This is a genomic window from Paenibacillus sp. J14 (assembly GCF_000518465.1).
Lineage (GTDB): Bacteria > Bacillota > Bacilli > Paenibacillales > Paenibacillaceae > Fontibacillus > Fontibacillus barengoltzii.
Genome location: NZ_JADQ01000087.1, coordinates 1 through 12,029 on the forward strand (window position 1 = coordinate 1; position 12,029 = coordinate 12,029).

The 12,029-nt window shown below is 49.0% G+C and carries 15 protein-coding genes and 1 riboswitch; of the genes, 7 read left to right on the forward strand and 8 right to left on the reverse strand.

What is annotated here, in order from left to right:
* Positions 1 to 447: 447 nt before the first annotated feature.
* Complete coding sequence (locus tag M891_RS25465; RefSeq protein WP_164744191.1) at positions 448 to 615, reverse strand: anti-repressor SinI family protein; 168 nt, start codon at positions 613 to 615, stop codon at positions 448 to 450.
* Between the two features lie 34 nt (positions 616 to 649).
* A riboswitch (cyclic di-GMP riboswitch) is annotated at positions 650 to 734 on the reverse strand.
* A gap of 569 nt (positions 735 to 1,303) precedes the next feature.
* Between M891_RS25465 and sipW the strand changes: the two genes are divergently transcribed.
* Both sipW and M891_RS0121365 read left to right on the forward strand, forming a co-directional pair.
* Positions 1,304 to 1,930: a signal peptidase I SipW gene (sipW, locus tag M891_RS24350; protein WP_036701385.1), complete on the forward strand. Its 627-nt coding sequence runs from the start codon at positions 1,304 to 1,306 to the stop codon at positions 1,928 to 1,930.
* A gap of 94 nt (positions 1,931 to 2,024) precedes the next feature.
* Positions 2,025 to 2,360, forward strand: coding sequence for a helix-turn-helix domain-containing protein (locus M891_RS0121365; RefSeq protein ID WP_028540202.1), 336 nt, complete (start codon positions 2,025 to 2,027; stop codon positions 2,358 to 2,360).
* A 75-nt stretch (positions 2,361 to 2,435) separates the two neighbouring features.
* On the opposite strand, the gene M891_RS0121370 is transcribed toward M891_RS0121365, so the two are convergent.
* Positions 2,436 to 2,729, reverse strand: a complete 294-nt coding sequence (locus M891_RS0121370; RefSeq protein WP_016310964.1) for a YuiB family protein — start codon at positions 2,727 to 2,729, stop codon at positions 2,436 to 2,438.
* A gap of 290 nt (positions 2,730 to 3,019) precedes the next feature.
* Here M891_RS0121370 and hemQ point away from each other — a divergent pair, with 290 nt between their 5' ends.
* The gene (gene hemQ, locus M891_RS0121375) at positions 3,020 to 3,766 is read left to right on the forward strand and encodes a hydrogen peroxide-dependent heme synthase (RefSeq protein WP_016310963.1); all 747 of its coding nucleotides are present in this window, start codon (positions 3,020 to 3,022) and stop codon (positions 3,764 to 3,766) included.
* Between the two features lie 60 nt (positions 3,767 to 3,826).
* On the opposite strand, the gene M891_RS0121380 is transcribed toward hemQ, so the two are convergent.
* Positions 3,827 to 4,072 (reverse strand): hypothetical protein, encoded by a 246-nt coding sequence (locus M891_RS0121380; RefSeq protein WP_028540203.1) that lies wholly within the window; start codon positions 4,070 to 4,072, stop codon positions 3,827 to 3,829.
* A gap of 1 nt (position 4,073) precedes the next feature.
* Entirely contained in the window at positions 4,074 to 5,267 is a 1,194-nt protein-coding gene (locus M891_RS0121385; RefSeq protein WP_016310961.1) for an NAD(P)/FAD-dependent oxidoreductase, read from the reverse strand.
* Positions 5,268 to 5,710: 443 nt separating this feature from the next.
* Between M891_RS0121385 and M891_RS0121390 the strand changes: the two genes are divergently transcribed.
* A complete protein-coding gene (locus M891_RS0121390) occupies positions 5,711 to 6,709 on the forward strand; it encodes an NAD(P)/FAD-dependent oxidoreductase (protein ID WP_016310960.1) in 999 nt (332 codons plus the stop codon).
* A 394-nt stretch (positions 6,710 to 7,103) separates the two neighbouring features.
* Here the strand turns inward: M891_RS0121390 and sda are convergent, their stop codons facing one another.
* Entirely contained in the window at positions 7,104 to 7,247 is a 144-nt protein-coding gene (gene sda, locus M891_RS0121395) for a sporulation histidine kinase inhibitor Sda (RefSeq protein ID WP_028540204.1), read from the reverse strand.
* A 224-nt stretch (positions 7,248 to 7,471) separates the two neighbouring features.
* Positions 7,472 to 8,134, reverse strand: coding sequence for a YheC/YheD family protein (locus M891_RS0121400; protein ID WP_028540205.1), 663 nt, complete (start codon positions 8,132 to 8,134; stop codon positions 7,472 to 7,474).
* Positions 8,135 to 8,330: 196 nt separating this feature from the next.
* On the opposite strand from M891_RS0121400, the gene M891_RS0121405 reads away from it, so the two are divergent.
* The gene (locus M891_RS0121405; RefSeq protein ID WP_009224804.1) at positions 8,331 to 8,555 is read left to right on the forward strand and encodes a hypothetical protein; all 225 of its coding nucleotides are present in this window, start codon (positions 8,331 to 8,333) and stop codon (positions 8,553 to 8,555) included.
* A 170-nt stretch (positions 8,556 to 8,725) separates the two neighbouring features.
* Positions 8,726 to 9,919, forward strand: coding sequence for an AI-2E family transporter (locus M891_RS0121410; RefSeq protein ID WP_016310957.1), 1,194 nt, complete (start codon positions 8,726 to 8,728; stop codon positions 9,917 to 9,919).
* Positions 9,920 to 9,963: 44 nt separating this feature from the next.
* On the opposite strand, the gene M891_RS0121415 is transcribed toward M891_RS0121410, so the two are convergent.
* A complete protein-coding gene (locus M891_RS0121415) occupies positions 9,964 to 10,320 on the reverse strand; it encodes a HesB/IscA family protein (RefSeq protein ID WP_028540206.1) in 357 nt (118 codons plus the stop codon).
* 195 nt (positions 10,321 to 10,515) lie between these two features.
* Here M891_RS0121415 and mqnE point away from each other — a divergent pair, with 195 nt between their 5' ends.
* Positions 10,516 to 11,622 (forward strand): aminofutalosine synthase MqnE, encoded by a 1,107-nt coding sequence (gene mqnE / locus M891_RS0121420; protein WP_016310955.1) that lies wholly within the window; start codon positions 10,516 to 10,518, stop codon positions 11,620 to 11,622.
* A 21-nt stretch (positions 11,623 to 11,643) separates the two neighbouring features.
* On the opposite strand, the gene M891_RS0121425 is transcribed toward mqnE, so the two are convergent.
* Positions 11,644 to 11,877, reverse strand: coding sequence for a YuzB family protein (locus M891_RS0121425; RefSeq protein ID WP_016310954.1), 234 nt, complete (start codon positions 11,875 to 11,877; stop codon positions 11,644 to 11,646).
* Between the last annotated feature and the right edge of the window lie 152 nt (positions 11,878 to 12,029).

Below are 12,029 nucleotides of genomic sequence, written 5' to 3' on the forward strand. Positions count from 1 at the left end.
GCTTGCCCACTCGCAAGCTGATCGGCAAGGAGCGTCGCGGGGCTCGTGTAAAGAAAACATTCGACACGGCCAAAACACCCGTTGCCCGGTTAATCGAATTGGGCGTGCTACGACCAGAACAAACCCAACGGTTACAGGCGTATCAGACTTCCCAAGATCCGCTTGCATTACACAATCAGTTGGAAGCGCTGCTTTCCCANCCCGTGACGNCTGCCTCCGCTACGCGCCCAGTGGAGGCTATGTAACAGCCTCCACTGGGTAACAAAATTACGTGAGTGAACCATTATCCTTCGGTAACATTTTTATATGAGTTGACACGCGTCCCCAGCCTACAAAAATCCCCCTTTTTCTTCCTGAGCTGCACCAGGGCCTATGTTCTCGTCCGAATAACCCCAAAAAAAGAACCGTCCCCTGATAGGGCGGCCCTTGACCTCTCTTCTTCTTCATCTATTTGTTATGTAAATGCCACTCTTCTAAATAAGAGCGATCTCCGGCTAAAAAACGCCGAACTTCATCAATCGAGACCCCCTCCTCCTTTGCCATGGCAAGTAAAATCACCCATTCCGGGTCAACGTTGCCGGGGTCATAAGAAATAACCTGGGCGGATTTCTTCAACAACAATCTCCTCCTAAGATCATTTGGTTTTGTCCCAGGCAGTCCAGCCATCTTAGTATTCCTACCTTAGATCTGAGACTTTGCGCCCCTGCTTTTCAGCAGGTTTACCCTTATCTGGTGCTTCTGAGCTAATGCATCTCCTTAGTTAGTAAGCATCTTGCTAATTATTATAGCGTCTAAAATTTGAAAAGTATGTCATTCTACGTAAATTCACCAACCCGTTTTCGTCGAAAAAGATAGCTTATTTTGTTTAATCCCGAACCCTCTTGTCAGATTGGGCCAAATTTCGACACTGATCAAGAGCTAGACATTGTTTCTTATAGAGAACATAAACTGTGAAAACGGATGGAAATTACTAGATTTTCTCAGGAAAAGAAAGATAATTGTTCCTAATTAAGAACAAATTGCTGGATTTTCGCCTTTCCTATCCTTAAACATTTCGGGTATATTCGAATCACAGCATCCGTTCTCAATAACGAAATTAATAGCGAACAACAGGAAGTAATCCGAATTGATTTTCTCGACTCTGCACTTATGGACCCGCCAGGTTGACACAAGCTTTGGCGAATTCACCAACGTACGCGAGGATCACACGGAAATGAAGCCTGCCGATTCTGTCCGAGCCGAAGGATGGGGAGGACGACGTTGGCGTGAGAGAACGCGATTCCTTCGGAAGTAGGTGAAAATCATGCGCAATCGTAAATGGTTAGGCAACGCGCTGACGTTCCTAATGGCGGTGGCCTTCTTTACCGTGGCGGGCTCAGTGGTACTCTCAAAGGTTTTCGGTAGCGAATCGACCATCTACGGTTATCAGCTGAGCACAGTTCTGTCCGACTCGATGGACCCTGTCATCCCAAGAGGTTCCATCGTGATCATTCAACCGGGCGGAGATATGACCCGTTTTGACGTCAGCGACGTCATCACCTTTCAGTCCAGGCATAACAAGCGGATAACCCACCGGATTGTTGAGGTGACACAGGACGAACACAGCGGCCAGGTGCTGTATCGGACAAAAGGCGATAATAACCATACTGCCGATGTGGAATTGGTACACCCTGCGCATGTAACCGGCGTATATACCGGATTAAACTTACCGTACGCGGGCTATATTTTAAGTTTTGCCGAATCGAAAGCAGGGAAGGTCACCCTGTTGATCCTCCCAGGAGTCCTCTTATTTCTTTATACGGTTGTTGTCCTGTGGAAAGCGATCGCCAGACTAGAAGATGAAAAACCGGAAGTGCATCATTTGCAGTCGGACGCGAAGTCCCCAACTAGAATTGACGCATCAAAGCAAGCCGAACAAGGAGAAATGTAACGTTGAACATCCGACTTAACACCTTTGTCCGATATCATTTATTCTGATATAATGACATCAAAAAATATTTTTCTGATAGAAGGGCGACGGCTACATGGCAGAACATATAGGCGAGCGTATTCAGAAACTACGGCAAGACCGAGGGTACTCCTTGTCCGAGCTGGCGGAGAAGGCGGATGTGGCGAAATCCTACCTCAGCAACGTGGAGCGTAATATTCAATCGAATCCCTCGATTTCCTTCATCCAGAAGATAGCCGACGCTCTCAACGTCTCGATCAACCTGCTATTGTACGGCGACCGCCCCGCACCGGAATTACTTGATCCGGAATGGTCGGAGTTGGTGCAGGAAGCGATGACTTCGGGCGTCAGCAAGAAGGAATTTAAGGATTTCCTTGAATATCAGAAATGGAAGCGAAGCCAGCAGGAATAACGATACAACTAGTAAATGTACACAGAGAAAAAGCGCGAGACCTCAGAGGTATCCCCGAGGCACTCGCGCTTTTGTTTAAAACATTTTGTATCCGCCTAGCCGCAGCTTTCGAATCGTCCAACCGCTCAGGATCGCCCCGCACAGCCCGGCGAATGCCGTCAAATAATCGACCAGCCGGAACGATGCCAGATAGGTCCCGAAGCTCTGTTCATGGTCCCACAGCGTATAGACCACAACCGGCAAAATGACGATGATAAAGACGTACGCCGGAAACCAGGTTGTTTTCATTAACATATTCAAAATGAAACCGATGCCGAACATCATCACGAAGAAGAGAACCATCAGCACCAGTACGATGAGCCAACCCATCGACTCTTCCCCCACCCTTCTATAGGTCATTCAAAAAGGCATCTTTCGATCACGAAGCGGTCAATGAAGGTATGCAGCGTCCAAACTTTTTTCGAATCTTCATTGACTATAAAGTAAATCACACTTCATCAAGCTAGTAGTAAGTTTACTAGATATTATGTAACGAAGCAATGAACTTTACATGAAAAATAAGTGAATCGATTTGCTCCGTTTAGGCTCCATGCGATACAATAAGATACGTATTGGCAATTCGTAAATGAGGATCAGAATGAATCTAGGAGTGATTATACATGAACGAAGCTACTCTGACCTTAGAAGGTTGGTATGCGCTTCACGATTTCCGCACGATCGATTGGACCGCCTGGAAAGCGGCAGATGACGAAGAACGCGCCGGGGCCCTGGAGGAGCTGCATACGTTCCTGAAAGAATGGGATTTGATGGAGGAATCCAAAACGGGCAGCACTGCGGTGTATTCGATCGTCGGACAGAAAGCCGACCTCGTGTTCATGCACCTGCGCGAAAGCCTGGAAGAGTTGAACGCTTTGGAGACGGCCTTTAACAAAACAACTTTTGCTGAATATACGACCAAAGCCTACTCCTACGTCAGCGTTGTAGAACTTAGCAATTATCTCGCATCCGGCGGCGGTGACCCGAAGGCAAATCCAGAAGTGATGGCCCGTCTGCAGCCGATCCTCCCGAAGACGAACCATATCTGCTTCTATCCCATGAACAAAAAGCGGGAACTCTCCGACAACTGGTACATGCTGACGATGGAACAGCGCCGCGAAATGATGCGCAGCCATGGCCTGATCGGCCGCAGCTATGCCGGCAAAGTGAAGCAGATCATCACCGGTTCCGTAGGGCTCGACGATTGGGAATGGGGCGTAACTCTATTCGCCGACGATGCCCTGCAATTTAAGAAGCTGGTGTATGAAATGCGGTTTGACGAAGTCAGCGCACGTTTTGGCGAGTTTGGTGCTTTTTACGTCGGCAATCTGCTGAATGCAGAGCGTTTGGACGAGATGTTGAAAGTGTAATTCCATATCGATAAAAAAGTAGGGTGTGCCGCCTCGTGCGACACACCCTTTCTTATTCTTTTAATCTTCCGCCTCTGCCTCCATCGACTTCAGGAACTCCGCCGTCGCCCGATCGCGTTCCCGGCTCTTCTCCTTCAGCCGTTCGATGGCTGGCTGGATCAGAAGGTCCACTTCCTTCTGCACCGTATAAGCCAAATCGTAACGCTGCTGCGATTCCAGGTAAGATCCCACTTCCATCAAGGCGTTATAGCGATCCAGCTCATCCCGCGTGAGCAGCCCTCGAACCTGTACGCTGCAGTGACGCATCTTAGAAGAATCTTCCTTTCTTCAACACCAGCGGAATCCCGCCGATAATGAACAGATAACGCATATCCACCAGCTTCTTCAATTGGGCTGCAACCCAACCTTTATATTTCTTCCCAAATGCGCTGGCGATCGCTTCCCCTTTACCCAGCGAAGCTACGGTTCCTTTATTGCTGAACACAAATTTCTTAAGCTCTTTGCCGCGAATGGCCGCCACCACGTTTTGCGCACAGGTAACTCCTTGCTGCATGGCAATTTGGGCCGTAGGCGGGTATGGGCGCCCTTCCGGATTAAACATCAGCGAATTGTCCCCGATGATAAAGACATGATCATGACCAGGTGCACGCAAATAATCGTCGACCTTCACGCGACCGCGCGCGGTCTCGAAACCTGCCGCTTCAATGAGACGGTTCCCGCGGATCCCGCCGGTCCAAATAACGGTTTGCGACTTAATTTCCTCTCCCGTGGCCAAAATAACACCATCCGGCGTGCATTCCTTGATCGCTACGCCAATCTTGAACTGTACACCCTTCTTCTTCAGTACGTCCATCGCATATTCAACCAACTCCGGATCAAAGCCCGGCAGAACTGTTGGTGCAGCTTCTACGTTGTACACGTTAACAAGATTTGGATCAACGTCGTACTCCTTGCACAGCTGCGGAATCCGGTCAGCCAGCTCGGCAACGAATTCAATGCCGCTGAAACCCGCACCGCCAACAACGAAGTTCAAACGGTCAGTCCGGCTTTCGTCCATTTTATATAGGGCAAATTGATATTCGATATGCTGGCGAATCAAGCGCACGGAATTGATGCTGCGGATCGTCATTGCATATTCCGTCAGGCCCGGGATACCAAAGGATTCCGGTTCGCCGCCCAGCGCGATCACCAGATAATCATATGAAAGGGTTCCGTCCTGCAGCACGACCTTCTTGTCGGCCAGACGAATCTCCTGCACATTCGATTTCACAAGATCGATTTTAAATTCGTCAATTAATTTGGATATGGCCACTCGGGTATGTTCAATGGAGTCCGTCCCGGCTGCCGGCATATGCAGATGCGTCGTGAAGTAGTGATAATCATGCCGATTCACCAGAGTGACGTCCGCTTCATTGTAGTTCAACTCTTTCTGCAGCCGCTGCGCGGTAAGAATGCCGCCATAACCCGCACCAAGAATCACTATTTTGGGTATGGTACTCATGTATTTTTCTCCTTCCAATATTACGCACTCTATATTTGATTTAAAGCCAATAACGCAATGTGAAAATTAACACATAAAAAACCACTCTGTACCAACTCAAACCGTTTCAGTCATCCACACATTTGGTCAATCCAGAGACATTTGTCACATTTTAGTACTAGTTTAAACCTTATTTGTAGGATGAGCAAAAGTCTTCTGTCGTATAATCATAAATGTACTTTTTTCGTCACAAATATGAATGCATACATTTGAATGATATCGGCTTTTGCCTAAAAGATCAAGTCTTATTTTACCCGTAATTATAGGACTTTCAACGGATTATATTCCAGATTTTCGACACTTTTCATCTTGCCTTTCCAAACCAGGGATTCGACCATTATAATAAAGTAGAATTGACATTTTAGTTATAGAGAAAAAAGAAACCATCTGGAGGTGTTTGACACGTGTCAACCCAAAATAACGCCGAATTCACAGACCTTCTGATTGTTGGTGGTGGACCGGCGGGTATGTTTGCCGCTTTTTACGGCGGAATGAGAAAAGCTTCTGTTAAACTGATTGAAAGTATGCCTCAGCTTGGGGGGCAAGTGGCTGCCCTTTACCCTGAGAAATATATTTATGACGTGGCTGGCTTTCCTAAAGTGACCGGGCAAGAGTTGATCAACAACTTGCATGAACAATTAAAGCTGTTCGAACCGGACGTACGTCTGGAGGAACGGGTGCTGCAAATTGAGAAGAAAGAAGAGCGCCATTTTGTGGTGACCACCGATAAGGGCGTTCACTATGCGCGTGCCATTATCATTACTGCTGGAGTTGGCGCGTTTGAACCTCGTCGTCTGGATCTTCCGAATGCCGCCCACTTCGAGCAAACGAACCTGCATTATTTCGTCAGCGATATGAACCGGTTCCGCGGCAAAAAAGTGTTGATCAGCGGCGGCGGCGACTCCGCAGTCGACTGGGCACTGATGCTGGAGCCGATCGCTGAGCAAGTGACGCTGATTCACCGCCGCGATAAATTCCGGGCGCATGAGCACAGCGTTGAGAAGCTGATGGCTTCCCGCGTCCAAGTCATTACCCCAACGGAAATCGCAGAGCTTCACGGTGACGATCGCATCGAACGCGTCACGCTGGCGCACGTTAAGACGAAGGAGACTCAAGAGATCGTTGTGGACGACGTGATCGTCAACTTCGGATTTGTCTCGTCGCTCGGACCGATCGCAGAATGGGGCCTTGAGATTGAAGGCAACGCTATTGTCGTCGATTCCCGGATGGAAAGCTCGATTCCAGGTATTTTTGCGGCCGGTGACATTACGACATATCCCGGCAAATTGGACCTGATTGCGGTCGGATTCGGCGAAGCACCGACAGCGGTCAACAACGCTAAGGTCTATATTGATCCAGAAGCGAAGTTGTCCCCAGGTCACAGCAGTAACTTGAAGCTGTAACCATAAGCAGTGAATCCACGTTCTTACATGTTCTAGTAAACAAAAGGGTATCTTACCTTTACGGAAGATCATATCGTAAAGGAGAGATACCCTTTGCCATATATATGCCCGTTATGCAACGGCTTAGCTTCATTAAACGCCACCTGCCCCGATTGCGGACACGTTCTAGAGAATGCTGGAAAAAGAGAAGATTACGCTGGGCCTTACAGCCCCTACGGATCCGCTGATCAGTATACCTCAGCCATCTCCGCGCGTATTCCTTCGGGCTGCGAACATGTCGTTCAGTGTCCGCATTGTCATGAAGCTTATATTTATCATGTCAACGCCTGGCGGGCGCCTTGATGGTTGGGGATAATTTTATCCTTCTTAAAGAAGTTAGCCAGGTTGTCCACAATTAGTGCAAAACGGACGGCGCGGCAAGCTCTAATTCGCGTTTGCGAATTTCTGCTAACAGCAGTGCGATAAACTCCCGATCCAACTGCAGTTCGGTTGCTTTCTGATAGGATTCGAGGAGCAACTCATCCGTTAACAGCGCCATTGATAACACATCCTTTCTAGTATTTTCCCCATCATAACAGGAAAAGTTTAGTAGAACAAGTGTTCTTGTTATCCACAAACCCTTGTGGAAATCCTGTGAATAACGTGTTAGTAAATATCGAAAACCGTTGAAAAAGCTAGTGGGATAATGTGGACAAAAGTTATTCACAGGACATCTGTTCCCATTTTTCTCCAAAAATTTTTTTATTTTCCGACAATCCGAGCTTATTGTGGCCGCGTATTTACCTCAAAAATCCAGATCTTTCCGTTCCGATCTACACCATAATCAAACCCAAGCTGCCCGATCCCCGGAAACCGAGCCTCCAGAATCTGTATGCTCATATTCGTTAACGTACGCATCTCCCGTTTCTTGCTGGCGGCAATTTTGCGGCCCAGGGACCGGCTGAGCCCCGCACGGGCACTAAGCATCGTCCCGCCCTTACACAAGTTGGTCACGAACAACCCAGGTCGGGCTAACCGGCCGACCATGGAGCGATAAACCCAAACTCCGTTCTCTTTCACGACCTTCACCCGATAGTCGATCGGGCGTCCGGCAATTCGGGCCAAATGAATCCCTTGCTGGATCATATACTTACGTCCGACCTTCACTCGGTTTAAGGAACGAAACATCGCTTCAAAGCTGGAAAACGTGCGTGTCCGGGACATATAGGTATAAGCATAAACTCCGCCTGCATAAGTTACCTTAATTACACCATACCCCCCGCCGCCGCGGAGGGGTTTAATGACGACCATGCCGAACTGATGCAGCATGCTTCTTAACGAATCGGCACTGTACAATCGGGTTTGCGGTATGTGGGCGGCCACGACCGCGTTGCTGAGAAGCGCTTCGGTCTTGAGCCACTTATTGGCCAATTGTCTCCCCGCCATGACACCATCCCCTTCCTCTCACTATACGGTATAGTACTCATTTGTAGATTCGTATTCTTGGATGATTGTCCAAGGCTTAAGCCCTTTCTCCGGTACGGCTGTCAGGCAGGGTCTTTCTATGCAAAGCGAGGGTTTTCGCGTATATTAAGGGGAGACGTTGGTCTATGACTAGCAGAGGAAGGAGAGTTCACAAGCTTTGAATACAGAAGGTTCTTCATTTGAGGCAGCTCTGTTCGAGGTCCTCTATTGGTTTGCCATGATCGCCATGTCGTTGGTACTGGCCGGCATTACCGTCGCATTGTTCCTCACGGGTATCAAAATGGCCAGAACAACGCGTAAAGGTCTCGGAATCGGCTGTATCGTCTTTTCTCTGGCAGCGGCCTGCATGGTCGTTATGATGGTAAATCGTCAATTTTTCTAAAGCAGGTCGGGAGCTCCTGACCGCACAGAAAAAGCTCGGAGCATCGCTTGTAGATCGCTTCCGGGCTTTTTTTCACAAAAAAATGGGAACCAAATCACATTTATGCGTATTACTACATAGAAATTATCGTGACTTGGGGATAGTAGAAAGATACAGGAGGTTCTATTGGCATGGGAAGTACGCAACCTTGGGGGGACCGATTCAAAAGGTTTTTTCTAAATAACCGTTTTGTGGTGTTTTTGCTCGTTGTCTTGCTAATTGGCTTGAATATATTGGTGTTCGCCCATATTCCGTTCGTGTTTAGACCTATTACGGTGTTGCTCAAAACGGTCTTGCTCCCGATTCTGCTTACCGGAGCGATCTATTATCTGCTCAATCCGCTGGTGGATTGGCTGGAAACGAAGCGCATCCGCCGAGTCTACACGATTACCGGGTTATATCTGTTTATCGCGGGGATCCTCACGGTGTTGATTATGACCGTGATCCCGTTGGTTCAGGAGCAGATTTTGAGTTTGATTGAAAATTTACCTCGATATACGGCGGAGGTGCAGCGACAGTTCGAAAGCTTGATCGGCAGCAACTTCTTCCATCAAGTCCAAGAGTCGACCGGCTTTAATCTGGACGATCTGTCCCACACATTATCGGAGCGAGGGACCGCTTTGCTGAACAACGCTTGGTCCGGCATCGGCGGCTTCCTTGGAGCCGTTAAGAACGTCGTGCTGGCCATCATCACCGTGCCGTTCATCTTATTCTATCTGTTGAAGGACGGCAAGAAGCTGCCGAAGTTCATCCTGCGTTACGTGCCCGTACGCTTCCGTGAACAGACGCACCATGTGATGACCGAGATGAACAACCAGATCAGCTCGTACATCCGCGGGCAAATTATCGTCAGCTTCTGCATCGGGGCGCTGATGTATGTCGGCTTCGTGATCATCGGCCTGGATTATTCGCTGACGCTGGCGATCATCGCCTCGTTCACGAGCATCGTTCCGTACCTTGGGCCGGCGATCGCGATCACCCCAGCGATCATCGTGGCCATCGTTACCTCGCCGATCATGCTGCTGAAGCTGATCGTCGTCTGGACGGTTGTCCAGCTCATCGAAGGCAAGTTCATTTCGCCGCAAATTATGGGCAAGACGTTACGCATTCATCCGATCACCATCATCTTCGTGATCCTCACTGCCGGCAATCTGTTTGGTGTACTGGGCGTGATCCTCGCCGTACCGGGCTACGCTGTGCTGAAGGTGATCTTCACCCATCTGTTCCAATGGTTCGAACGGCGTTCTCATTTGTATGAGGAACCGAATGCGACTGCCGCTGAGCAGGTTGAGCTCCCCGAGCCTCCGCCTGAATCGCAGTCATGAAAAAAGGACTCTTCCGATGGGAAGAGTCCTTAATTTGTATCCAATCAATCGCAAGGTTGCGGCGTGCCTTCCTCGTCCTTAAAGCGGAACGATTGCCCGCAGCCGCAGGTGGCGATGGCGTTCGGGTTGTGGATGGTGAAGCCGCCGCTCATGCCGGATTCCTTGAAGTCGATCTCTAGACCGTTCAAATAACGGATGCTGTCCTTATCCACAACGACTTTCAGCCCCTTGATGTCCATATAGACATCCTGTTCGCTCTCCTGATCATCCAGGCCCATTCCATAGGAAAAGCCGCTGCAACCGCCGGGATTCACTCCGACACGCAGGAACATATTAGGGGTTTCTTCTTGAGCTATCATATCTTTAATCCGCGCCATGGCGCTGTCGCTAATATTGATCATTATGCACTCACTCCTTTACGAAAAATTATACTCCTTCTCCTCCAATCGCTCAACAACTGTGATCTTTCTAGTTGCCAATCTTTATATCTTCACCCTCGGCTTATTGCCCGCTTGGAATGTGAGGTTTATAATAGGTAGGTAATTCATACTGTTAGGATACGAGGTATTTATGCAATTGGAAACGGAGGGAACGTCATGTTCACTGTAGTCACCCCAAACACCGACAAGAGAATGGCCGAAATTGTGGACAAAGTCCGCCAAGGCGAACGCCTCAACCTCGAAGACGGTGTCTATCTATATGAGAGCAATGATATATTGACGATTGGGCAATTAGCAAATGAAGTTAACCTGCGTAAGAACGGGAAAAAGGTATATTTTATCGAAAATATGAGCCTCTACTTCACGAACGTCTGCGAATCTCATTGTGCGTTTTGCAGCTTCCGCAAGGATCAAGGAGAAGAAGGGGCTTATACGCTTTCCGGGGAGGAAATGGTCGCTTACGTGAAGCAGCACATCACCCCGGGCGTCCGTGAGTTCCATATCGTAGGCGGGCACAACAACCACGTGCCGTTCCAATATTATGTGGACTCGCTCAAAGCGCTGAAAGAGAACTTCCCGCATGTGACCATCAAGGCGTATACGGCGGCGGAGATCGAATTCTTCACCCGGCTCAGCGGTTTGAGCACGAAGGAAGTGCTGATGCGGCTGCAAGAAGCCGGCCTTGAATCCTTAACCGGCGGCGGTGCGGAGATCTTGTCGGATCAATATCGGGAGAAGATGAAGGTGGAGAAAGCCAACGTCGACCAATATTTGGACGTCCATCGGACGGCGCACCAATTGGGAATGAAGACCCCAACGACGATGCTGTACGGCTCCATCGAATCCTACGAAGATCGCGTTCGTCATATGCTGCAAATCCGCGATCTGCAGGATGAAACCGGCGGGTTCCAAGTATTTATTCCGTTGTCCATGCAACCGCGTAATAAGAACGCCAGCATCATGCGCCGCAACTCGGCCTTTGAGGATCTCAAAGCGATCGCGATCAGCCGCTTGATGTTGGATAACATCCAGCACATCAAAGCTTACTTTATCAATATCGGCGTCCAGTTGACGCAGGTTGCCTTAGCCTTCGGGGCTTCGGACGTGCACGGCACGATTCTGAAGGAGCAAATCAGCCATGCGGCTGGTGCGCAAACTCCGGAAGGCTTAACGTTGAAAGAACTGATCTGGCTCGTCAAAGGGGCCGGACGCATACCGGTTGAACGGGATACGTTCTACAACGAACTGAAGGTCTACGAATAATACGTCAGGGAGTCCTATTCGTTACGGATGGGCCTCCCTTATTTTTTGCAAGATACGTTCGGCCAATTGGTCCGCATCTTCCCCCTCCACCTGCTCGCCGTCAACCAGCACATACGGAAACAAATAACACGTGCCGCAAGCGGTCAGGCAGCCGTACTCATAAATATCACAATCGACTTGCTCCTTCACTTTCCGAATCGCTTCGTCCGTGCCCAAACTGGCATTGTTCGTACAATATTCAAGGATCGGTTTCATCTTCCGTCCTCCCCATGAGATAGTGTAAAATCTCTGTGGGTGTAGGAATTGGAAAAAGCGGATATAGAAAAAGAGCTTCTCCCTTGGTAAAGTGATGTTTGACGCACAACACACCAAGAAGGAGGAAGCTCCTGTGAGCCACTTTACCACAA